23 protein-coding genes and 1 tRNA gene are annotated in these 22,820 nt (G+C 63.8%); 8 read left to right on the forward strand and 16 right to left on the reverse strand.

Going from position 1 to position 22,820, the window contains the following annotated elements; all coding sequences use genetic code 11:
- Positions 1–59 precede the first annotated feature (59 nt).
- The 4 genes from FJ954_RS20825 to FJ954_RS20840 form a co-directional block, all read right to left on the reverse strand.
- Positions 60–863 carry an alpha/beta hydrolase gene (locus FJ954_RS20825; RefSeq protein WP_140662876.1) on the reverse strand — a complete coding sequence of 268 codons (804 nt, stop codon included), beginning with the start codon at positions 861–863 and terminating at the stop codon, positions 60–62.
- A 161-nt stretch (positions 864–1,024) separates the two neighbouring features.
- The gene (locus FJ954_RS20830; RefSeq protein WP_140662878.1) at positions 1,025–1,915 is read right to left on the reverse strand and encodes an HlyC/CorC family transporter; all 891 of its coding nucleotides are present in this window, start codon (positions 1,913–1,915) and stop codon (positions 1,025–1,027) included.
- Between the two features lies 1 nt (position 1,916).
- Positions 1,917–3,053 (reverse strand): 3-dehydroquinate synthase, encoded by a 1,137-nt coding sequence (gene aroB, locus FJ954_RS20835; RefSeq protein WP_140662880.1) that lies wholly within the window; start codon positions 3,051–3,053, stop codon positions 1,917–1,919.
- Entirely contained in the window at positions 3,050–3,661 is a 612-nt protein-coding gene (locus tag FJ954_RS20840) for a shikimate kinase (protein ID WP_140662882.1), read from the reverse strand. The genes aroB and FJ954_RS20840 overlap by 4 nt, the downstream gene beginning before the upstream one ends.
- A 211-nt stretch (positions 3,662–3,872) precedes the next feature.
- Here FJ954_RS20840 and FJ954_RS20845 point away from each other — a divergent pair, with 211 nt between their 5' ends.
- From FJ954_RS20845 to FJ954_RS20865, 5 genes are all read left to right on the forward strand, one after another.
- Positions 3,873–4,025 carry a hypothetical protein gene (locus FJ954_RS20845; protein ID WP_015315495.1) on the forward strand — a complete coding sequence of 51 codons (153 nt, stop codon included), beginning with the start codon at positions 3,873–3,875 and terminating at the stop codon, positions 4,023–4,025.
- A 36-nt stretch (positions 4,026–4,061) separates the two neighbouring features.
- Entirely contained in the window at positions 4,062–4,979 is a 918-nt protein-coding gene (locus tag FJ954_RS20850) for a site-specific tyrosine recombinase XerD (protein ID WP_140662884.1), read from the forward strand.
- A gap of 98 nt (positions 4,980–5,077) precedes the next feature.
- Positions 5,078–6,028, forward strand: a complete 951-nt coding sequence (locus FJ954_RS20855; protein WP_015315493.1) for an acetyl-CoA carboxylase carboxyltransferase subunit alpha — start codon at positions 5,078–5,080, stop codon at positions 6,026–6,028.
- Between the two features lie 243 nt (positions 6,029–6,271).
- Positions 6,272–7,603, forward strand: a complete 1,332-nt coding sequence (locus FJ954_RS20860) for a murein L,D-transpeptidase family protein (RefSeq protein ID WP_015315492.1) — start codon at positions 6,272–6,274, stop codon at positions 7,601–7,603.
- A gap of 10 nt (positions 7,604–7,613) precedes the next feature.
- Positions 7,614–7,856, forward strand: a complete 243-nt coding sequence (locus FJ954_RS20865) for a sulfurtransferase TusA family protein (RefSeq protein WP_015315491.1) — start codon at positions 7,614–7,616, stop codon at positions 7,854–7,856.
- Between the two features lie 4 nt (positions 7,857–7,860).
- Here FJ954_RS20865 and FJ954_RS20870 read toward each other — a convergent pair whose 3' ends face one another.
- On the reverse strand, positions 7,861–8,955 hold the full coding sequence (locus FJ954_RS20870; RefSeq protein ID WP_015315490.1) for a GTP-binding protein: 1,095 nt from the start codon (positions 8,953–8,955) through the stop codon (positions 7,861–7,863).
- A 67-nt stretch (positions 8,956–9,022) separates the two neighbouring features.
- A complete protein-coding gene (locus FJ954_RS20875; protein WP_015315489.1) occupies positions 9,023–10,189 on the reverse strand; it encodes a D-alanyl-D-alanine carboxypeptidase family protein in 1,167 nt (388 codons plus the stop codon).
- A 237-nt stretch (positions 10,190–10,426) separates the two neighbouring features.
- On the opposite strand from FJ954_RS20875, the gene FJ954_RS20880 reads away from it, so the two are divergent.
- Together FJ954_RS20880 and FJ954_RS20885 are read left to right on the forward strand one after the other, a co-directional pair.
- A complete protein-coding gene (locus FJ954_RS20880) occupies positions 10,427–11,590 on the forward strand; it encodes a M20 aminoacylase family protein (RefSeq protein ID WP_015315488.1) in 1,164 nt (387 codons plus the stop codon).
- Between the two features lie 86 nt (positions 11,591–11,676).
- A tRNA-Arg gene (locus FJ954_RS20885) sits at positions 11,677–11,753 on the forward strand.
- Positions 11,754–11,817: 64 nt separating this feature from the next.
- Here FJ954_RS20885 and FJ954_RS20890 read toward each other — a convergent pair.
- Positions 11,818–12,708 (reverse strand): LysR family transcriptional regulator, encoded by an 891-nt coding sequence (locus FJ954_RS20890; protein WP_140662886.1) that lies wholly within the window; start codon positions 12,706–12,708, stop codon positions 11,818–11,820.
- A 103-nt stretch (positions 12,709–12,811) separates the two neighbouring features.
- On the opposite strand from FJ954_RS20890, the gene FJ954_RS20895 reads away from it, so the two are divergent.
- Entirely contained in the window at positions 12,812–13,681 is an 870-nt protein-coding gene (locus tag FJ954_RS20895) for an NmrA/HSCARG family protein (RefSeq protein ID WP_140663020.1), read from the forward strand.
- 59 nt (positions 13,682–13,740) lie between these two features.
- On the opposite strand, the gene FJ954_RS20900 is transcribed toward FJ954_RS20895, so the two are convergent.
- From FJ954_RS20900 to FJ954_RS20940, 9 genes are all read right to left on the reverse strand, one after another.
- On the reverse strand, positions 13,741–14,625 hold the full coding sequence (locus FJ954_RS20900; RefSeq protein WP_140662888.1) for an MBL fold metallo-hydrolase: 885 nt from the start codon (positions 14,623–14,625) through the stop codon (positions 13,741–13,743).
- Positions 14,626–14,834: 209 nt separating this feature from the next.
- A complete protein-coding gene (locus FJ954_RS20905; protein ID WP_140662889.1) occupies positions 14,835–15,305 on the reverse strand; it encodes a DUF2231 domain-containing protein in 471 nt (156 codons plus the stop codon).
- 267 nt (positions 15,306–15,572) lie between these two features.
- Positions 15,573–15,926 carry a cupin domain-containing protein gene (locus FJ954_RS20910; RefSeq protein ID WP_015315483.1) on the reverse strand — a complete coding sequence of 118 codons (354 nt, stop codon included), beginning with the start codon at positions 15,924–15,926 and terminating at the stop codon, positions 15,573–15,575.
- 126 nt (positions 15,927–16,052) lie between these two features.
- Positions 16,053–16,946: a sugar phosphate isomerase/epimerase gene (locus tag FJ954_RS20915; RefSeq protein ID WP_140662891.1), complete on the reverse strand. Its 894-nt coding sequence runs from the start codon at positions 16,944–16,946 to the stop codon at positions 16,053–16,055.
- A gap of 133 nt (positions 16,947–17,079) precedes the next feature.
- Complete coding sequence (locus FJ954_RS20920; RefSeq protein WP_015315481.1) at positions 17,080–18,018, reverse strand: ABC transporter substrate-binding protein; 939 nt, start codon at positions 18,016–18,018, stop codon at positions 17,080–17,082.
- A gap of 80 nt (positions 18,019–18,098) precedes the next feature.
- Complete coding sequence (locus tag FJ954_RS20925; protein ID WP_140662893.1) at positions 18,099–19,097, reverse strand: ribose ABC transporter permease; 999 nt, start codon at positions 19,095–19,097, stop codon at positions 18,099–18,101.
- On the reverse strand, positions 19,094–20,638 hold the full coding sequence (locus FJ954_RS20930; RefSeq protein ID WP_140616788.1) for a sugar ABC transporter ATP-binding protein: 1,545 nt from the start codon (positions 20,636–20,638) through the stop codon (positions 19,094–19,096). Before FJ954_RS20930 ends, FJ954_RS20925 begins: the two co-directional genes overlap by 4 nt.
- Positions 20,635–22,014: a carbohydrate kinase gene (locus FJ954_RS20935; RefSeq protein WP_140662895.1), complete on the reverse strand. Its 1,380-nt coding sequence runs from the start codon at positions 22,012–22,014 to the stop codon at positions 20,635–20,637. Before FJ954_RS20935 ends, FJ954_RS20930 begins: the two co-directional genes overlap by 4 nt.
- On the reverse strand, positions 22,011–22,793 hold the full coding sequence (locus tag FJ954_RS20940) for a DeoR/GlpR family DNA-binding transcription regulator (RefSeq protein WP_015315477.1): 783 nt from the start codon (positions 22,791–22,793) through the stop codon (positions 22,011–22,013). The genes FJ954_RS20935 and FJ954_RS20940 overlap by 4 nt, the downstream gene beginning before the upstream one ends.
- Positions 22,794–22,820: the final 27 nt, after the last annotated feature.

A 22,820-nucleotide genomic window follows, 5' to 3' on the forward strand; every position in this document is an offset into this window, starting at 1 on the left:
CGGCCGCATCGGCGGTGCCAGGCACAACGAGTGGAACACGCCACGGACAGCCGGTGCGCTCAACCGACCGTCGATTTCAGGAACGCCAGCGCGGCAGCGGTCAGCGCGTCGCCGTCCTCGCCGAAATCGCGGTTGATCGACATGTGCGTATAGGCACTGCCGTCGAACAGCGTCACCTCGGTTCCGCTGGCGCGCAGGCGCTGGGCAAAGGCCGTGGACTGCTCGCCGCGACCGTCGGCGCGGGAATACGCGATGAAGGTCGGCGGATGCTTGCGGCCGTCGACATAGCTCGCCGGTGACAGTGCCGCCCACTGCGAAGGATCGGAAAAGACACGCGAATAGGCCCTTACCATGCCGCCACTTCCGGCAAGGGCGGCGAGATCGTAGGCCCTTGTATCGTCGAGAAGCAGGCCAGCGACGCCGGGCAATCTGCCGCGCATGCCGGTCAGGGCAACCAGATGGCAGCCGGCCGAATGCCCCATGCCGACGATGCGGTCGGGATCGCCGCCATGTTGGGCGATGTTGGTCCTGACATAGGCATAGGCCCTCTCCACGTCGCCCGCCTGGATGGCGACATCAGCCTGCGGCAGCATGCGGTAGTCGATGGAGACGAAGCAGAAGCCGTTGGCAAGCAGGAAGGCCGGCTTGGCGTTCACCTGGCTGCGTTTGCCGGTCCGCCAGGCGCCGCCATGGACGAAGAAGACCACCGGCAGGTCTTTCGCGCCATCGGGCGCATAGATATCGAGCTTGGCCGGACCGTAGTCGACAGTTTCGGCGGATGGCGTATCTCGCGCCGCTCTCGTGCCGGTTGGCAACAAGGCAGCCACCGAGGCCAGGAGCAAGGTTCGCCGATCGATCGTCATCGGCGAAGAATGCATCCCGGCGGGCGGGAGTTCCAACGAAGGATTGGCAAGGCGACGGCTCGATGGCAATTCCAGGAAAAGTGCGCAGCGGTTTCCCGTCTGGAATTGCGTAAGAACAAAGAGTTAGAGCGGCTCGGAGATCCTACCAACACTGAAACGCTTTAACTATCGCCGGCCGGCCGGATCCTGACCCTGGCAATCCGGTTCTTGTCGCGTTTCATGACGACGAAGCGCTTGCCGTGGAAGGTAAAAGCCTGCTTCTCCTCGGGGATCGATTGCGCCTCGTGGATGACGAGGCCGGCGATGGTCGTCGCCTCTTCGTCCGGCAGGTTCCAGTCGAGCGCCCGGTTGAGGTCGCGGATCGGCACCGTGCCTTCGACGACGACGGAGCCGTCCGCCTCCTGCTTGACGCCCTGGATGTCGACATCGTGCTCGTCGGCGATCTCGCCGACAATCTCCTCGATAATGTCCTCCAGCGTCACCAGCCCTTCGACCTCACCATATTCATCGACGACGACGGCAAAATGCGTCTTGCGGCGCAGGAAGGCGTTGAGCTGTTCCTGCAAAGTCGTGGTGTCGGGCACGAACCACGGTTTTGACGCGATCTTCATCACGTCGATCCGCGAGAAATCATTGCCGACTTCGTTCAGCGCGCGCAGCAGATCCTTGGCGTGCAGCACGCCGACGATGTTGTCGAGTGAACCTTTCCAAAGCGGCATGCGGGTGTGCGGGCTCTGCAGGATCTCGCGCACCACCGCTTCCGGCGCATTGTCGGCATTGACCGAGCGCATATTCGTGCGGTGGACCATGACGTCGGAAACTTCGAGCTCTTCGAGGTCGAACAGGCCGCCGACGCGGTCGCGATCCTCACGCACCACCTGGCCGTCGCGGCGAAAATCGTCGACCGCGCCGCGCAACTCGTCCTGGCTCGACCGCTGCGGCTCGATGCGCGACAGTTCATAGCCGAACATGGCAAGCAGGCGGGTGCGCACGGCAACGACCAGGACGACGAGGATGGCAAGAACGGCGAAGACGACCCAGCCAGTGTCCATCTCAGCCGGCTTTCCCGTTGCCTGGATGGTTTTCCCTGAGGAACGCCAGCACTTCCGAGGCCGGCACATCCTTGGCGATGAAGGCCTCGCCGATGCCGCGCGTCAGAATGAAGGTCAGCGCGCCGCGCGACACTTTCTTGTCCTGCGTGATGAATGAAAGCAGCGCATCCGCATCGGGCAAGTCGCCCGGAATGTCGGCCATCCGCCACGGCAGCCCGACGGCACGCAGATGCGCCTCGACGCGGGCCGCGTCGTCGGGGCTGGCGAGATTGAGCCGAGAGGAGAACCGGTACGCCAGCGCCATGCCGATGGCGACCCCCTCGCCGTGGACGAGGCGCGTCCCGTCATACTGCGTGGCGGCTTCGAGCGCGTGCCCGAACGTATGGCCGAGGTTGAGCAGAGCGCGGTCGCCGGTCTCGAACTCGTCGCGGGCAACGACATCGGCCTTGGCACGGCAGGCTTCGGCAATGGCCTCGACCCGCTCCGGTCCGCCGGCGAACACCTTTTCCCAATTCGTTTCCAGCCAGGCGAAGAAATCCGGCCGGTCGATCAGCCCGTATTTGGCAAGCTCGGCATAGCCGGCGCGAAATTCGCGGATCGGCAGCGTGTCGAGCACTTCGGTATCGGCCAGCACCAGCTTGGGCTGGAGGAAGACGCCGACGAGGTTCTTGCCGCGCGGGCTGTTGATGCCGGTCTTGCCGCCGACCGAGGAATCGACCTGCGCCAGAAGCGATGTCGGAACCTGCACGAAATTCATGCCACGCCGCACGATCCCGGCGGCAAAACCGGTGAGATCGCCGATGACGCCGCCGCCAAGCGCGATGACGACGTCGCCGCGCTCCAGCCTGGCGGCCAGGACGCCGTCGACAACCGCCTCGAGATGGGCAAAGCTCTTGGTTTTTTCGCCGGGCGGCATCGTGATGATCGCGGGCTGGATGCCACTCTTCTCGAGCCCCGCCCTCAGCGTATCGAGATGCGCGGCGGCGACGTTCTCGTCGGTCACCACAGCGGCGCGCGTGCCCGGCAGCCGGCGCGAAATCTCAACGCCGGCGCGCGACAGCAGGCCGGAGCCGATCAATATGTCGTAGGCGCGGTCGCCCAGACCGACTGTGACTGTGACTGGCTGATCCGCGCTCATGATTCGACCTCGCCCGTCGCGGCTATCGCATCGATGCCGAAATGCCGGCAGAGCGCCTCGATCACCTCGGCCGCGATGACCTCCTTGCGATCGTCGCGGGTCGGCACGGTGACGTCAGAGGTGGCATAGACCGGATAGCGTTCCGCCATCAGCCGCTCCAGCACGGCGCGGGGATCGGCGCTTTTCAAGAGCGGCCGGTTCTGCTTCTTGGAAACGCGGTCCATCAGAAGGTCGAGCTCGGCCTTCAGCCAAACCGAGACGCCATGGGCGGCGATGGCCTCGCGCGTCTGCGCGTTCATGAAGGCACCGCCGCCGGTCGACAGAACCTGCGGGCCGTTTTCCAGCACGCGCAGGATGACACGCTGTTCCAGGGCCCTGAACTCGGTTTCGCCATAGCGCTCGAACAGCTCCGGAACCGTCATCCGCGATACCCTTTCGATCTCCTGGTCGCTGTCGATGAAGGGCAGCGAAAGCATGGTCGCCACCTTGCGGCCGATCGCCGTCTTGCCAGCGCCCATCAGCCCGACAAAGACGATGGACCGGCTGCCCAGCCGGCCAAGCAGCGCGGCGTGGGTCTCGCCTGGGGGATTTGCCTGTAGCGCGTTCATCGGCTGTTTCTTCGGCCCTCTTTGCCGGCGTATCGACATGAAAAGCCGGTTTGCGTCAAGCGTGCCAGTGCCATGGGCCGATATGGACAGAGCGACGCTTGCATCAGAAGTTGCTAACAGGGGGTCCGCTTCTTCCTTGAATTGGCCGGATTGGCGTCCCATAAGGGCACAGGGTTTGGAAACGCAGAACAAGAAGACGGGCGAGAACTGAATGCCGACACTGTTTCGCTTTGTCGTGACCCTCGCGATTCTGGCCGGCATTGCCTATGGTACGATGTTCGCGCTGGTGATGTTCGTCGAGCCGAAAAAGGCCGAGATGAGCGTGCGTATTCCGCCGGAAAAGCTCAATCCGAAGAAAAACTGAACCCCAAGAAGACCGACTCGGAACCGCCTCAAGGACATGAACAGCGCCGCTCGCATCGAGGCCTTCCTGGAAATGATGAGCGCCGAGCGGGGAGCGGCGGAGAACACGCTTTCCTCCTATCGCCGCGATCTCGAGGATGCTTCCGGCGGGATCGATGGCGGACTTGCCCGCGCCGGCGCCGCCGACATCAGGGCCTATCTCGACGATATCGCCGCGCGCGGCTTCGCGCCGACCTCGCAGGCGCGCAAACTGTCGGCGCTCCGCCAGTTCTTCAAGTTCCTCTACGCCGAGGGCCTGCGCGCGGATGACCCCACCGGCACGCTGGACAGCCCGAAAAAAGGCCGTCCGCTGCCCAAGACGATGAGCGAGGCCGAAACCGGCCGGCTGATCGATCGCGCCGCGCAGGAAGCCGGCGATGCCGGGCTCGGTCACGCCGACAGGCTGGCGGCCTTGCGCCTGCATGCGCTGGTCGAAGTGCTCTACGCCACCGGACTGCGCGTTTCCGAGCTGGTCGGCCTGCCGGTGACGGTGGCGCAGCGCGATGACCGTTTCTTCATGGTACGCGGCAAGGGCGACAAGGAACGCATGGTGCCGCTGTCGGCCAAGGCGCGTGCGGCGATGCGGAGCTGGCTTGACGCCCGGGCCAAGCTGCCCGCTTTCGCCAACAGCCCGTTCCTGTTTCCGGCGGCATCCGACAGCGGCTATCTCTCGCGCCAGGTCTTTGCCCGTGACCTGAAAGGATTGGCCGCGCGCGCCGGCATCGCCTCGGCCAAGATCTCGCCGCACGTGCTGCGCCATGCTTTCGCCAGCCATCTCCTGCAGAACGGCGCCGACCTGAGAGCCGTTCAGCAACTGCTTGGCCATGCCGACATATCGACGACACAGATTTACACCCATGTGCTGGAAGAGCGGCTGGTGCGGCTGGTCAACGATCATCATCCGCTTGCCGACTAGGCCTCATATCGCTATGTGAGGACGACATTTCACCGCCCGGAGCCTTGGTTTCAACGGTTCCGCGGTCATTGCCTTCCGACGTATCGGTCCGCCCAAGCATGTACAATTACCTCGATTTCGAAAAGCCGGTGCAGGATCTTGAGCTCAAGATCCTCGAGCTCAAGAAGCTTGCTGAGAACGGCGAGGCGGTCGATGTCGCCGATGAGATCACCAGGCTCGAGAAGCGCTCGCGCGACGCGCTGCGCGAACTCTACAAGGCGCTGACGCCGTGGCAGAAGGTGCAGGTGGCGCGCCACTCCGACCGGCCGCACTGCATCGACTACATCAAGGGCCTGTTCAGCGACTTCACGCCACTCGCCGGCGACCGCAATTTCGGCGAGGACCAGGCGATCGTCGGCGGCTTTGCCCGTTTCCGCGGCGAGCCCATCGCGATTCTCGGCCAGGAAAAGGGTTCGGACACGGCGAGCCGCCTGAAGCACAATTTCGGTTCGGTGCGCCCCGAAGGCTATCGCAAGGCGGTGCGGCTGATGGAACTGGCCGACCGTTTCAAGATCCCGCTTTTGACACTGGTCGACACGGCCGGCGCCTATCCCGGCGTTGGCGCCGAGGAGCGCGGCCAGGCCGAAGCCATTGCCCGATCGACCTCGGCCTGCCTTGGCCTGAAAGTACCGTCCATCTCGGTGGTCATCGGCGAAGGCGGTTCGGGCGGCGCCATCGCGATTGCCACCGCCAACCGCGTCTACATGCTCGAACACGCCATCTATTCGGTGATTTCGCCCGAGGGTGCCGCCTCCATCCTGTGGCGCGACACGACGCGCTCCAAGGACGCGGCGACCAACATGAAGATCACCGCGCAGGATCTTTTGGAACTGAAGGTCATCGACGCCATCATCCCCGAGCCGATGGGCGGCGCCCAGCGCGCGCCCGAAACGGTGATTGCCGCGACCGGCGATCTCATCGCCAAGACGATGAAGGAATTCGCCGGCGCCAACATCGATTTCCGCGAACAGCGCCGCGAGAAATACCTGGCGATAGGCCGCAGCCTCTGACGCCGCTTGGGCGGCGGAACAGGGCTGACGGAAACTGTCTGTCCACCCCAAATGTGGCGGCGATGAGCAGTTTCGCCACAAAAATGCCGCCCCATTCGGTTCAATGAAATCACCGCGGGAGATTGGCCGAGCCTTGCGGTAAGGAATTTTCAAGGTTAACGGGCTTACGGTCCGTCAGTGTTCAGCATGCGGGTGTGGCTGTTTCGAAGCCATTGGCCCGAAAGAAAAGACATAGCCTTATCCATGTTTGCCAAGCTTGCTCGTACTGGAGTTCTTGCCGCCTCGATTGCCGTCGCGGGCTGTAATGATTCGTCGATGAAGGACTTTGCCCCGGAAGCCAACAAGCCGCTGCCCGACAAGATCCTTGCCGATATGAGAGCCAAGGGCATGGTCCGCACCTCTTCGGTAATGGCGCGCATCTTCAAGGAAGAAGGCAAGCTCGAGATCTGGAAGGCCAAGACCAACGGTCGCTACGACATGGTGGCGAGCTACGACATCTGCAAATGGTCGGGCAAGCTCGGGCCGAAATATACCGAAGGCGACCGCCAGGCGCCGGAAGGTTTTTACACGGTTCGCCCGTCGCAGATGAATCCGCGCTCGAATTACCATCTGTCGTTCAACATCGGCTTTCCCAACGCCTATGATCGCGCCAATGGCCGCACCGGCCAGAACCTGATGGTCCATGGCGCCTGCTCTTCATCGGGCTGCTATTCGATGACCGACGCCCAGATCGAGCAGATCTACGCCTTCGGCCGCGACGCCTTCCAGGGTGGCCAGACCGAGTTCCAGATCCAGGCTTTTCCGTTCCGCATGACCGCCGCCAACATGGCGCGCTACCGCAACGACCCTAATTACGAATTCTGGAAGATGCTCAAGGTCGGCTACGACAATTTCGAGGTTACCAAGGTGCCACCGAAAGTCGACGTCTGCGAGAAGCGCTACGTCTTCAACCAGGTCGCTCCCGATGGGCAGACCTTCAATCCGACCGGCCCCTGCCCGGCGACCACGCAGCCGGATTCGCTGAAGAGCGCCTATAACGCCTATCAAAGCACCTATGACGCGGCCTTCAACAGCGCGCTCAAGGCCAGCGTGCCGCCACCCAAGCCGACGATTGCCGGCATCAAGGAAGCCAGCATCGTCTCCGACTGGTCCAAGCGCCGGGCGCGTGGCGAGCGCGTGCCGATCGATCCGCCGTCGCTCAACACCGACGGTTCGGTCACCGAGACGGCGCGCATGGGCCGCATCGATTCGCCCGCCGGTCGCAAGATGGCCGCGCTCGACGCCGAAAAGGCTGCCAAGGAGAAGGCCGAGCGAGAGCGGGTGGCGGCCATAGAAGCGGCAAAAGCGGCGAAGGAAGCCGCCAAGGCGCAAGCGTTGGCCGAAAAGGAAGCTGCCAAGGCGCAAGCCGTGGCTGCGAAGGAAGCGGCCAAGGCCGCCAAGGAAGCTCCGGTTGCCACCGCGACCATCGCGGCTCCGGCGGAGGCCGCGCCGGCAGCCGAGACGCAGGCTGCGAGCGCCGACGAAAGCCGGGTTACGAAGCTGAAGAACAAGCTGCTCGGCATGTTCGGCGGCTGAGGTTTTCACCTTGGCCGAACTGATAGCTATCTACGACCTCAAGGGGCTGAACTGCCCTTTGCCGGTCCTCAAGGCGAAAAAGCGCCTGGCCGGGATGCAGCCCGGCAGCAGGCTCTGGCTCGAAACCACCGACCCTCTGGCTGTTATCGATATTCCTGCCTTCTGCGCCGACAGCGGACATCAATTGATCGAGACGGCGGCGATGTCCGGTGGCCATCGCTTTCTGGTCGAACGCGGCGAATACCAATCGTAGGAGGCTAACGTCCGGCGATCGCCAGCGGATTGTTTTCCAGCGCCGCGCGGTCGGGCGTGTCGACCGACGGCCGGTTGATGAAGGCGGCGAACAGCCGGCGCACATAGTCTTCCGGCATGTCGAGCGTAATCAGCACCAGCCGCGTGCCGCGCTGGCTGTCCGGCCAGAACGGCAATCGCACCGGCGGATGCAGGATCTTCTGGACGCCATGCACGACCAAGGGCCGCGACGGATCCTCCTGCAATTCGATGACGCCCTTCATCCGCAGCAGGTGCTCGCCATGTGTGGAACGCAGGAGATCGAGGAACATCTCGATGGCTGAAAACGGCACCGGCCCGTCATGCACCAGCGAACGGGTTTTTACGCGCTGATCGTGGCGATGGGCATGGTCATGGTCATGATGGTCATGGTGGTGATGATCATGCGTGGCCTCTTCGCCGAGCCAGCGCCGCACGTCGGCGGACTTGGTCGCAGGATTGTAGAGACCGCAGTCGAACAATGCGGCCACCCCGGTTTTCGCCTCCCCGGCATCGAGCAGTCGTGCCCCGGGATTGATCTGCCGCAAGCGCGCGCGCAGCGTGTCGAGGTCGCCGTGATCGGTGGCCAGATCGGCCTTGGAGAGCACGATGCGGTCGGCCACGGCGACCTGCTTGACCGCCTCGACATGCGCATCGAGCGTAGCATTGCCGTTGACCGCATCCACCAGGGTGATGACGCCGTCGAGCCGAAAGGCCTGGACCAGCGCCGGATGGGCCATGATCGACTGCAGCACCGGCGCCGGGTCGGCCAATCCCGTGGTCTCGACGATGACGCGGCCAAGCCGGGCGATACGGCCGGTCTGCAGCCGGTCGACCAGGTCGGCCAGCGTGTCGACAAGTTCGCCGCGCACCGTGCAGCACAGACAGCCGTCGGAAAGCTGGATGATGCCGTCGGAGGCCTGCTCGACCAGCAGATGGTCGATCGCCACCTCACCGAACTCGTTGATGATGACCGCGGTGTCGACGAGCGCCGGATCCTTCAGCAGCCGGTTGAGCAATGTCGTCTTGCCGGCGCCGAGAAAACCGGTCAGCACCGAGACTGGGATCGGGAAACCGCTCATCTGGTTCTGCCTTCTAATTTGAGCATGATCTCTCGCGAAAGCCGGATTTCACTTTTTGGATCGTGCTCTAATTCGCGACCTTGGCCGGCTGGTCGCCTTGCGCGGCGGCACCCACGACTTTCGGGCCCGTGCCGGCGGGTACCGGCTTGTCGGGCCGCCAGGTCGGGATTGGCACGTCGGCATATTCCTGCGCGCCCTCGTCAAGGATCGCCTTCGGCGCCGGACCCGTGGCGCCGCCAAGGCCGACGGCAACCAGTGTCGGCACATGGTCGAGCTTCTCCCGATAGGGCGATTTAGGCTGGTCCTTGGCGGCGGCCGGCGGCGGCGCCTCGGACTGCTCCGCCTTCCTCTTCTTCTTGCAGACTTCGTCATGCATGTCGTTGGGCGAGATCAGATCACCGTAGGGAGCGAGCGTGGTGACGGTGGTGGACCCGGCGGCAGGTGCGTCAAAGCCCTGATCGAGCAATTTGGCCGCGGCTTCGGCGCGGCTGACCGCCGACTTCTCGCCAAGCACGACCGCCACCAGCGTACGTCCGTTGCGGGTCGCCGACCCGATCATGTTGAAGCCCGACGGGCAGACAAAGCCGGTCTTCATGCCGTCGGCGCCGGGATACCGGCCGATCAGGAGATTGTAGTTCGGAATGGCCCTATTGCCGACCGCGAGCCCCTCGATCGAGAACCACGGCGCATATTGCGGGAACTCGCGGCGGATCGCCATCACCAGGATCGAAAGGTCGCGTGCCGTCGTGTACTGGTCGGGCGAGTAAAGGCCGTTCGGGTTGACGAAATGGGTGCCGTTCATGCCGAGCCTGGCCGCCTCGGCATTCATCCTTTCAGCGAAGGCGGCCTGCGAGCCGCCGACATTCTCGCCGACCGCCATGGCGATGTCGTTGGCCGACTTGACCAGCATCATCTTCAGCGCATTGTCGAGCCGCATCACCGAGCCGGGCTTGAAACCCATCTTGCTTGGCGGTTCGCCGGCGGAATGTTTGGTCACCTTGATCGGCGAATCGAGCTGGACTTCTCCGGCCGCGATCGCCCGGAAGGTCACATAGGCGGTCATCAGCTTGCTGAGCGAGGCCGGATACCAGCGCTTGAAGGCATCCTGGTGCTGCAGGATCTGGCCGCTCTTCAGGTCGAAGACCACCACCGGATTGGCCAGCGCTGGCCCAGCCAGGACGGACAGCATGATTGCGCCAGCCGGGAATAGTTTGAGGAAATGCCTGTACCGCATGATCGAATCCGAAATCGCCTCTTGCCCTGATTGCCCCTGGCTCCGTAAGATTTCATTACGTGACCGCCAGCATAAGGATCCGACCCTCAAAAACCGGACCGCATTATTGCGGTGCTATTTACCCTATGTGACGCCAACATGGCAAAGCGCCTGACAATCACAATTGCAAGGCACCCCGCGCCCAATTGCAAACCACCAGGCTGAAGCCGGCTGCACCAACAACGAAATGGAACCATCATGCCGATCCTCAACCGCGCCGCCGAAATGCAGGACGAAGTCGCCGGCTGGCGACGGCATTTGCACCAGACGCCAGAACTGAACTTCGATGTCTTCAAGACGGCGGCCTTCGTCACCGAAAAGCTGAAAGAGTTCGGCTGCGACGATGTGGTGACCGGCCTCGGCAAGACGGGCGTCGTCGGCATCATTCGCGGCCGTCAGGGGGAAGGCCCCACAATCGGGTTGCGCGCCGACATGGATGCACTGCCGCTCAAGGAGATCACCGGCAAGCCCTACGCCTCGACCGTTCCGGGCAAGATGCATGCCTGCGGCCATGACGGCCACACCGCGATGCTGCTCGGCGCGGCGAAATATCTCGCCGAGACGCGCAACTTCACGGGCTCCGTGGCGGTGATTTTCCAGCCGGCGGAAGAAGGCGGCGGCGGCGGAAACGAGATGGTCAAGGACGGCATGATGGAGCGTTTCGACATCGCTAAAGTGTTCGGCATGCACAACATGCCCGGCCTGCCGGTCGGCCAGTTCGCCATCCGTCCGGGCCCGATCATGGCGGCGACGGCCGAATTCACCATCACCGTGAAAGGCCGGGGCGGCCATGCGGCGATGCCGCACGGCACGATCGATCCGATCGTCATCACCAGCCAGTTGGTCGGCGCCTTGCAGACGATCGCCTCGCGCAGCACCGATCCGGTCGAGGCGGTGGTGGTCTCGGTGACCAAGTTCCACGCCGGCGACGCCTACAACATCATCCCGGAATCGGCCGAGATCGCCGGCACCGTGCGCACGCTGAAGAAGGAAGTGGCCAGGAAGTCGGAAGAGCGGATCCGCGCCATCTGCGCGGGACTTGCCACCGCCTATGGCGCGACGATCGAGGTCGACTACGACGCGAACTACCCGGTGACGTTCAATCATGCGGATGAGACGGTCTTCGCCAGCGATGTGGCCGCCGACGTGGCGGGCGATGCCCAGGTGCACCGCGAAATCCAGCCGGTGATGGGCGGCGAGGATTTCTCCTACATGCTGGAAGCCCGGCCTGGAGCCTTCATCTTCATCGGCAATGGCGAGACCGCCGGTCTCCACAATCCGGCCTACGACTTCAACGACGAAGCCATCCCGCACGGCATGAGCTATTGGGTGAAACTGGCGGAGACGGCGCTAGCCGCCTGAGGCCGGTCATATAGAGCGCCGGCCGAATTGCGTTCGGCCGGCCCTCTTGGCGAAACGATCCGAAGCGGCTATGTGTCGGGCCGCGTGGTCCCGTAGCTCAGTAGGATAGAGCGGCAGATTCCTAATCTGTAGGTCACAGGTTCGATTCCTGTCGGGATCACCATGCTTTCAATTTTACGATGGCTACGTGCAGTAAGCTGCCCGGTTGGCGACCCGCTTTCTACACGTCACTTGCCGACATAGGCGGCCAATTCATCGGGCGTCCCCATCGGGAATGCCTGCTTGAGGTAATCGAGGAACGCGGACACCCTAGCGCTTAGCAGCCGCCTGGACGGGTAGAGCGCCCACAAGGTGATGTCGCCTCCCTCGACATCACCCCAATGGATCAGCGAGCCGTCGGCTATGTCGTGACTGACAAGCGACACGGGGAGGCGGCCCGCACCGACCCCCGCTCGCACCGCACCCCGGACCATGATCAGCGATGACAGGGTCAGAACTGGCTGGATCGCGATAGTTGCCCGGCCAGTGGGCGTCTTCACGGCCCAGATCGGTCGATCGCCGGCCGTGCGCACGACCGCGGGAGCGGGGTGGTGTCCGGGCGGCCGCGCGAGGTCAGGGCTTGCCACGACCACCAGCCGATCGCGCAGGAAGACTCGTCCGACGAGGCTGTCATCCGGATCGGGATTGACCCTGATCACCAGATCAAATCCCTCCTCGATCATGTCGACGGAGCGGTCTTCCGTCGACACATCGAGCCTCACTTCCGGATACTTCAGCGCGAACCCGGCGGCGATCTTTCCCATCGCGGTCTGCGAAAAAACCAGTGGCGCGCTGATCCGCAACCTGCCTCGCGGCCTTTCACCTCCCGAGGAGATCGCTGCGGCTGTCTCGTCGAGTTCGGTAAGCAGCCAGCCCGCACGTTCGTACAGCGCGCGTCCTTCCTCCGTCAGCTTGAGCATGCGTGCGCCGCGTTCGAACAGGCGCAGACCAAGGCTGGCCTCAAGCTCCGCGACCCGACGCGACAGCGTCGCCTTAGGGCGAGCGGCAGCGCGGGCGGCACGCCCGAAGCCGCCGTGGCGCGCCACGATGACGAAATCAGCGAGAGCAACCAGATCCATGTGTTCCACCAGTGATACGCTGCGTTCAAATATCACACCTATTGGCCCATGTGTGAACCACTCATATTGGGATCGTCAAGCAACCCAACTCGGAGAAACAATCATGACTATCCTCGTTACCGGCGCCACTGGCCGTGTCGGCCGCCAAGTCGTCCAGCAGCTCGTCAAGCGCGGCGCCGATGTGCGCGTCCTCGTTCGCGACATCTCGAAGGCTGACTTTCCGGCCATTGTAGAGGTCGTGCAAGGCGAACTGCTCGATATCGACTCGCTGCGCAAAGCGTTTGCCGGCGTCAACACACTGTTCCTGCTCAACGCGGTGTCGGGGGACGAATTCACCCAGGCGCTCATCACCCTGAACATTGCCCGCGAGTCGGGCGTCGAGCGGGTTGTCTATCTGTCGGTGATCCACAGCGATCGTTTCGTCAACGTGCCGCATTTCGCCGTGAAGTCCGGCGCGGAGCGGATGATCGAACAGATGGGCTTCAGCGCCACTATCCTGCGCCCGGCCTACTTCATCGACAATGAACTCATGATCAAGGATGTCATCTTCAACCATGGCGTCTATCCGATGCCGATCGGAGCCAAGGGCATCGCCATGGTCGACGCCCGCGACATTGCCGAGGTCGCAGCCGTCGAGCTGGTCCGTCGTGACCAGGCCCCGGGTAAGCTGCCGATCGAAATCATCAATCTGGTCGGCCCCGATACGCTGACTGGCTCGGATGTAGCGGCGATCTGGTCGGATGTCCTGGGCCGCCCGATTGCCTATGGCGGCGATGATCCTACCGGGTTCGAGCAGAATCTAGCGAACATCATGCCCAAGTGGATGGCCTATGAAATGCGCCTGATGGCCGAGCGCTATGTCGCCGACGGCATGCTTCCTGGGGCTGGCGACGTCGAGCGTTTGACAGGGATCCTGGGCCGCCCGCTGCACTCCTATCGCAACTTCGCGAATGAGCTTGCAGCATCGGTCTGAGGCCAACCGCATTCGCGCTCAGCTTCAAGCAGCTGGTAGTTCTATGGCTGGAATCAATCCTACTTGGGCTTGTCGCTCGGCGTCCATTTGAAGTGGTCGCCGTCTTTCTCGATCTGCCCAATACCGGGGAACGGAAAGTGCGGTGCGAAGATCATCTCGTGGTCCTTGGCCAGCGTGGCCAAGGTCCTGGCCCTGTTCTGCTCACCTTCCGGTTTGTCGCCGTCGAAGGCCACGGCCCAGTCCGGCTTGGCGAGCGAGATGATTGAGCTGTGCACCGTGTCGCCAATATCGAACAGCCGTTCTTTTCCGGACTTTATCTGATAGCCGACATGGCCGGGTGTGTGTCCCTTGAGCGCCACCGAGGTGATGCCAGGCGCGACCTCGGCGCCGGCCTTGAACGGTTTCACATGGTCGGCAATGACCTTGATGATATCGGCCGCATCCTTGTTGGACTTGGCAAAATCCCACTCCACGTCAGACATCCTTATCGTGGCGTTGGGAAAAGCCAGTTTGTCGTCCTTGACCAGCCCTCCAATGTGGTCGGGATGAGAATGGGTGATCAATATCTCGCTGACGTCAGCGGGTTTGATGCCGGCCTTGGCCAGGCTGTCCTGCAGCGCGCCGCCGACACCCGTGTCGATCAACACGACACTGGTCTTCGATTTGACCAGTAGGGCGTCGACGCTCAGCGTGATGGTATCGGTCGGCGCTCCCGCCGCCTTGAGCAGCTCGCCGACTTCCGCGGGGCTGTGATCGAGGCCGAAGGTCTTGCCGTCGTTGGGCTTGACGAACTGGGCGTCGTGCAGGGCGACGATGTCGAGTGTGCCAAGTTTGAATGACTTGGCATCCGGCTGCTGCGCCGGCATCTGCGCCATTGCCAGCCCGTGATCGAGCAGCATCAAGGTCGTTGTGGCCAACAGCCTGGTGGAATTGAACCTTGTCATGCGGGTATCCTCTGGCCGCGGAGGCGCGACCGTACCGGGAAGACAGCTGGTGCGGCGGACAATTCCGGGGTTGGCCGATCACAAATTCGCTAGGGATATAGGTCTCGGGCACGGTCCGGCAATGGCGACCCGTCGCCGATAGCCCCTTCCTGGGACGGCTCGGCAGGCTGGGCATGGCGCATAGCCCAGAGGGCCCTATTCGTCCGCGCTCAGTGTCGGCTCACTTCGCCTGGACCATCGGCGACGCCCACGCGATGACGGTAGACCATTTCCCAGCCCTTCCAGCCCGTGAACAGAAGAATGAGAACCACGATCAGCGAGAGGACCAGGCCGGTGGGTACCACCGCCGTCTCGCCATGGGCATAGCGAGAGTACCAGTTGTAGAGTTCGATCAGGACGACGAGCACATTGCCGCCGGCGTGGAGCCACGCGTCACGCAAATTGCGGATTTGAACATCGCCAAGGACATCGGTCAGCCCGGCAAGAGCTGCCAAGGCGGCCATTATCAGGCCCGCCCCAAGCAGCCAGAGACTGGCGGTCATCCATCCCGGATTGCCTGTTCGCCAGAAGATCAGGTCGCAAACGAAGGTGGCGACGAAGAAAGCGATCGGGAAGGGGATCAGCATGGGATGGATCGGGTGGCCGCCAATGCTTGCCGTGCTTTGCGGGTTGCGGGCCATGGTAATGCCTCCAAAGGCAGTCGCGCGCGACTGCGGTGCATCTCTGAAAGACAGTGTGACGTAAAACGCCGGCTGCAGCTGAATGTTCCACAACCCAAAGCGGCAGAGCTCCGAAGCGGAAAGGCGCGCGGGAACAAACCGGTCAGGTGGCGGAGCTGGTTGAGTGAAGTCGTGGGCGGATAGCTTGCCGCAATAGGCGCAAAGCAATCCGGGCTTACCCGCCATGGCGAATCATGGCGGGCTTGCTTCGGCTGTGATCGGGCCGGCTCAGCCGACCCGCACGACAAAATGCTTGGTCACCGGCTCGATGATCTTCCAGGTGCCCTTGAAATCGGCTTCCACCACGAAGGCGTCGCCGGGGCCGACCTCGACCGGCGTGCCGCCGTCGGGCGTGATGATGATGCGGCCGGCAATCATGTGCACGAACTCATAATCGGTGTAGGTCGCATGATAGGTGCCTGGCGACGCCCGCCAGGTTCCCGATATCACCTTGCCATCCGAAGTCGTGTGCTGGACGGCGGTCTGCATGGTCGGTTGGCCCTCGACCGCGATCCAGCCAGGCAGATCGCCGGCTTCCGCGTGCTCGACCGCGCCGAATTTCAGGATGGTCTTGTTCGTCATGCCGGGCTCCGTTTGCTTCATGTGTGCTGCGGGTCGGATAGCCGATGCACATGACGGGAGCAATGCCGTGCCGTGCGAAACAGGCGCGGCCGCGCATTCGGGCTGACCGGCGCGGAGCTGGAGTGGTTATGGCTTGTGCCGTGCCGAGACCAGCTCTGCCTTGCGTTGCGCCGTCTCCAGCCCGAGGCCGATGAAAGCGCGCGCGTGCTTGGCGAGCGCCATGTTGTCGGTCCACAGATTGCGCCAGATCGCCGTCTTCTTCGACAGGTTCTCGTCGACGATCTCCGAGGAGAAGGATTCGAAGCTGAGATCGTCGGCATAGCCGATTGCGGTCAGCGCATCGAAAATCCCCGCGAAATCGATGTTGCCGGTGCCGAGGAAGCCGCGATGGCTTTCGCCGATATGGACATAGCCGATCTTGGCCGCGGCGTGGCGGATGGCGAGCCCGACATCGGCTTCCTCGATGTTCATGTGGAACGTGTCGAGATGCAGGAAGATGTTGTCCGACCCCGTGTCCTCGATGAAGGCCAACCCTTGCGCGGCGGTGTTGAGCAGGTTGCTTTCGAAGCGGTTGACGATTTCGAGGTTGAGCGTGACGCCGGCTGCCTTCGCCGTCTCGGCGACCTTTGCCAGCGTTGCCGCGCTGCGGTTCCATTGATCGCGTGTCGGTGCCTCGATCTGCAGGCCATGGCTGGTCGAAAGAATGCCGGCGACCTTGCTGCCGCCAAGGTCGCGCGTCAGCGCGACGGTGTCGCTGAGGATCTCGACGCCGCGCGCGGCGATCGCCTTGTCGGCGCTCGAAATATCGCCGTCACCAGGCAATCCGATGCTGATCGCGACGCCGAGACCAAGATCGGCGATGCGTTTGGCAAGCCCGTCAATATCGACATTGGCGGGGTCGAGATAGGAGAATTCGATCAGGTCGAAACCGGCCTCCCTGGTATTGGCCAGCGTGCGTTCGAGCTCGTTCTGCGCCGAGCTTGCCGACCAGACGAAGGAATGGATTCCGATGCGCGACATGATCGTCTCCGGTTAAAGCAATTCCACGAAAAGCGTGTGGCGGTTTTCCGTCCGGAATTGCGTAAAACAAAGAGTTAAGCGGCGAGGAGAATGGTGCGGCCGGATCGCGCCGGCCGCACCGGCCTTGGGAGGCTTAGCGGGCCGCGGTCCAGCCCTTGTAGTCCTTCAGGTTCTCGGCCGTGATCAGCTTCGGGTCGAGCAGTACGGTGGCCTCGGCCGGCTTCTTGCCGGCGAGCAGGTCGGCCGCCATGGTGAGCGACTGGCCGGCCATCACATAGGGATCCTGCGAGGCCGAGGCCTTGATCATCGATTTGCCGGAAGAAAGTTCCTTCTCGATATCCGGCGCGCCGTCGACCGCGGTGAAGATGAACTCCGAACGGTTGAGCTGCTTGGCGGCGAGCTCCGCGCCGATCGCCGTCGGATCGTTGATTGCGAACACCGCGTCGATCTTGTCGAAACGGGTGAGCAGCGACTGGAACACTTTCAAGCCGCCATCGCGGGAGCCTTCGGCGTTCTGGTCGTCGGACAGGATCTTGATGTCGGGATGCTGGGCAAGCACGTTCTTGCAGCCTTTCACCCGTTCCAGGATCGACGACGACGCCGGCCCGTTGAGGATGACGTAGTCGCCCTTGCCGCCGGTGTGGTCGACCAGGTATTGGCAGGCTTCCTCGCCGGCCTTGACGTTGTTGGTCATCACCGTGACGTCGGCACCGGGCGCCGAAACGTCGAAAGCCGCGACGATGATGCCGGCGGCCTGCGCCTTCTTCACCGCCGGAGCGATCGCCTTGGCATCGACCGCGTTCAGCATGATCACGTCGACGCCGGCGGCGATGAAGGAATCGACCTGCGAGACCTGCTTGTTGAGGTCGTAGTCGGCCGATACCGACGTCACCTCGACCTTCGGATTGATCTTCCTGGCCGCGTCCTCGATGCCCTTGATGGTGGCGACAAAGAAGGGGTTGCCGAGCAGGCCGACCGAGATGCCGACCTTGTTGAGGTCCTTGGCCGATGCCGGCGCGATGGCGACGGCCGCAAGGGCGGCGCCGCAGAGCAGTTTGGCGATGGTCTTCATTACACTTACTTCCTCCTGATGCCCCGCGCCTCTCACGGTGCGTTACACAAGCCGGTCGTTGATGCCGGCGACTAGGTCACTCACGTTCTTGCCCCTGCCTGGAGCCGGTAGCGGTCGAGGGCGACCGCCACGATGATGACCAATCCCTTGATGATGTACTGCCAGATGTCAGAGACACCGGCCAAGATGAGGCCGTTGGAGAGCACCGCGATGATCAGGCCGCCGATCAGCGTGCCCCAGATCGAGCCGACGCCGCCGACGAAACTGGTGCCGCCGAGAATGACGGCGGCGATGGCGTCGAGTTCGTAGCTTTGCCCGAGCTGCAGGCCGTTGGCGGCGTAGAGCCTTGCCGCCGACATGGCGCCGCCAAGGCCGGCCAGCAGGCCGGAAACGCCATAGACGAAGAGCAGCACCAGCGGCACCTTGATGCCGGTCAGTCGAGCTGCCTCGGCGTTGCCGCCGACGGCATAAATCCAGGTGCCGAGCACCGTCCGCTTCAGCACCAGCCAGGACAGCACCACCACCGACAGGGCAATGACGACGAGCCAGGGAATGCCGAGTACCGAGCCGTTGCCGATGAAGTCGAACGGCAGGTCGGAGTTGAACACCGTCGTGTCCTGCCCGAGCAGGCGGGCAATGCCGCGCACGGCTGTCAGCGAACCCAGCGTGACGATAAACGGCGGAAGCCTGATATAGGCGATGAGCAGCCCGTTGATGAGCCCGAAGCCGAGCCCCGCCAGGATGGCCGCCGGCACGCCGAGCAGGCCCCAGTCCGGCACCAGCGACACCAGCACCGCCACCATCGCGGCCGCCGCGAGGATAGAGCCGACCGACAGGTCGATGCCGCCGGTCAGGATGACGAATGTCATGCCGGCGGCAAGCACGATGTTGATCGACGATTGCTGCGTGACGATGAGCAGGTTGGTGCCGGTGAGGAAGCGCGGGTTGATGAACTGGAAGCCGGCCGCCAGCAGCACCAGCACGGGCAGCATGCCAAGGGCGGCAAATGTGGTGCGCAGCCGCCGGCTCCCGACCGCCGCCTGATCCACACTCTTCGTCGCGGTCGTCCTGTCTGTCATCGCTGAGACGCTCCCGTCGCAAGTTCCATGATCGCTTCCTGACGAAGCGGCTCGCCTTCGGATGCCGTCACCTCGCCTGATATGGCGCCGTCGCGCATCACCAGCACGCGGTCGGCGACGCCGATCACCTCGGGCAATTCGCTTGATATCATCAGGATGGCGATGCCCCGGTTGGCGAGATTGTCGATCAGCCGATAGATTTCCGATTTGGCCCCGACATCGACGCCGCGGGTCGGCTCGTCGAGGATGACGACCTTCGGCTCGGTCTCCAGAAGGCGCGCGAGCAGCACTTTCTGCTGGTTGCCGCCCGACAGCGAGCCGGCATTGGCCTGCGCCGAGTTGGTGCGGATCGACAGGTCGGCAATGGCCTTTGCCGCACGCCTGTCGGCGGCCGTGAAATCGCGAAGGCCGCCGGCCCGCGCGTCCCTGACAAGTACGCCCATGCTGATGTTGTCCGAAATGGACATATCGAGGAACAGGCCGAGTTCCTTGCGGTCCTCGGTGAGGTAGGCGATGCCGGCATCGAGCGCCTCGCGCGGCGAGCCGATGGTTATGGGCTTGCCGTCGAGCTCCATCGTGCCAGCGCTGCGTTTGTCGGCGCCGAAGATCAGCCGGGCAAGCTCCGTGCGGCCCGAGCCGACGAGGCCCGCCAATGCCAGCACCTCGCCGTGATGGAGATCGAACGAACAGTTCTTCAGCAGGTGCGCGTCGGACATGCCGCGCACCGAGAGCGCGATGGCGCGTTTTCCGTCTGGAGGGCGATGATCCTTCTTGTAGAAGGCGGAGAGATCGCGGCCGACCATCATCGACACCAGGCGCGAGGCGTTGAGGTCGGCGCGCTCGAGCGTACCGACATAGCCGCTGTCGCGCAGCACGCTGACGCGGTCGGCAAGTTGGTAGACTTCCTCCATGCGGTGGCTGATGTAGATGATGGCGATGCCTTGCGCCTTCAGCGTCGCGATCACCTCGAACAGACGGTCGGTCTCGCGCGAGGTGAGCGATGTGGTCGGCTCGTCCATGACGATGATGCGCGCATTGGTCGACAGCGCCCGTGCGATCTCGACCAGTTGGCGCTCGCCGAGCGACAGGCCTGAGACCAGTGCACGCGCCGAGAAGGAGACACCGAGCCGATCGACGATCTCTGCGGCGCGCCGGTTGCACTGGTCGCGGTCGACGATGCCGAAACGGCGCGGCTCGTTGCCGAGGAAGATGTTCTGCGCCACGGTCAGATTGGGCGCCAACGACAGTTCCTGATAGATCACCGCGATGCCGGCAGCACGCGCCTTGATCGGATCGCCCGTCGCGGCGGGCGCACCATCGATCAGGATCTCGCCGCCGGGATCCGGCCGATAGGCGCCGGACAGCACCTTCATCAGCGTTGACTTGCCGGCGCCGTTCTCGCCCATCAGCGCATGCAGTTCGCCGGCGTGGACGCTGAGCGAGACGTCCTGCAGGGCACGGATCGCGCCGAAGGTCTTCGAGATGTGGCGCATCTCCAGCACCGGCTGGCGCGCCGCTAGCGTCCGCACCGCCGCGCTCATCGTGCACCACCCGCCGCCTTGGCGGCGGCACCATGCCGGGCAATGAGATCGCGCCAAGCGTCGCGATAGCCGGCAAGCCCGCCGAATCGTGTCGCCCGCACCGGCTCCGGCGGCTCGGCGGCGAAGTCGCGCCCCACGCTCTCGAAGGCGAGCGCGGCGGCACCCGTGGCGCTGCCTTCGAGCGAAGCACCTTGCAGGAAACCCTGGCCGGGACGCAGCTGCGCCAGCAACCCGGCGAGCAAGCCGCCAGTGTTCAGCCCGCCATCGACGATGACGGTATTGTCGGAATGGATGAGGTCGAGGCAGAGATCGATCATTAGCGCCACATAGAGCAGCGCCACGGCAGCGCGTTCACCAGCATCGGGCATGCGCCCGGCCAACCGGCCGGGGCGATCCGGCATCGGCCCGCCCGCCGCGAAGCTCGGCAGCGCCATGAGGCCGGCATCGATCGCCTGTTGGATCGAGCGATGCGGGATCGCGCCTTGCCAGTCGCAGCTTATGACGGCGAATTCGCGCCCGCCCATGAAGCGGATGGTCGGCACTGGACCACCGTCGACATCGACATTGACCAGCATGTCGCGCTCACGGTCGAGCGCTTCGAGCGGACAGTCGGGGTTGAGCACGACGACCCAGGTGCCGGTCGACACGACAGTCAGCGGGCCGAGCTCCTGGCGACGATAGGCATGCAGCGCCGCATTGGAGTCGTGAACGCCGTTGTGGATGGCGACCGGGCGCCCGGCACCACCGAAGCGCTGCTCGCCGATGACGGCGCCGGCACGTTCGAAAGCCGGCATCTGGCCACGCCAGCCCTCGGCGTCGACCAGCGAGGAGAAATCACGTTTGCGCGGGGCCCACAAATGCGAATGGCAGCCGAGATAGGAGACCTCGCAGACCGGCCGGCCGCCAAGGCGCCAGCTCCAGTATTGGGGATAGCCGAGGATCCATTTCGCCGCCGCGAACGCATCGGGATCGACTTCCTGCAGCCATAGCATGTGACGGCCATAGTTGAAGCCGAGCGGCAGGCGGGGAGAGAACGTCTCGCCGAAATCCGGGATGCGGCGGTCGATCCGCGCCGCGATTTCGGCCGGTGGCTCCTGTTCGTAGTCGAGGATCGGATGGGTCAGCGCCTTGTCGTCGACAAGAGCGAAGGTACAGCCATGGCCCGACACCATCACCCCTTCGACACCATGGTTTTCGACCGCGTCGGCGACGGCACCGAACGCCCAGCCATGGAGGGCGGCCTCGTCGAGCACGCTGAAGCCGCCTTGGCGCGCCCATTTCGGTTGCGTCCGGCGCTCGTCGAGAATGCGTCCGTCCTGGCCGAAGACGAACAGCTTCGAATTGGTCTTGCCGAAGTCGAGAACTGCCACGTTCACGCGAGGGCTCCCGAGGTTGAAGCGATCCGCACCATGACGCCGGCATCCTCCAGCATGCGCGCATCGGCATCGGAGAGCCCGTCATCGGTGACCAGCGTGCCGATGCGCGACAGCGGCAGCGCGACGTTGCGCGCGTGGATCGACAGCTTGCGGCTGTCGGCCAGCACCACGATCTGGTCGGCGCACAGGCTGAGCTCGACGATGGACCGCACCAGCAGCGGATGCGATTCCAGCAGCCCTTCCTGGTTGAGCCCCTGTGTGCCGAGAAAGAATTTCGAGGCATAGAAGGACGTCGCCTGGGTCGGCGAATGGATGATGCCGGGTTCACGGTGCAGGTCGCCGCCGGCAACCGTCAGGCTGCAATGGCCATGGTCGCTGAGATAGGCCGCGAGCGGCATCGAATTGGTGTAGAGCCGGATGTTGCGGTCGGCGAGCTTGACGCCGAGATGGAAGCAGGTCGAGCCGCCATGGACGATGACCGCGTCGCCATCGCGCACCATGGTCGCGGCGACCGCCGCGATCTGCCGTTTGGCCTCGACGGCAAGGTCGCGGTTCTCGTCATAGGGCCGGGCATAGGCGACGCCCGCATGCGAGGCGCCATCGAGCGCCGAAATGCCGCCATAGACCTTGCGGGCCTCACCGGCCTCGTCGATCCGGTCGATATCGCGCCTGACCGTCGCCGCCGAAACGCCGAGCCGCTCCTGCAACTCGCGCACGGAGGCAAACGGGCGATCCCGCAGCAATTCGACGATCTGACGCTGGCGGCCGAGGTCGCTCAACCTTTCCTCCCTGACGCCATTTCTATG

Source organism: Mesorhizobium sp. B2-3-15, from assembly GCF_006442875.1.
GTDB lineage: Bacteria > Pseudomonadota > Alphaproteobacteria > Rhizobiales > Rhizobiaceae > Mesorhizobium > Mesorhizobium australicum.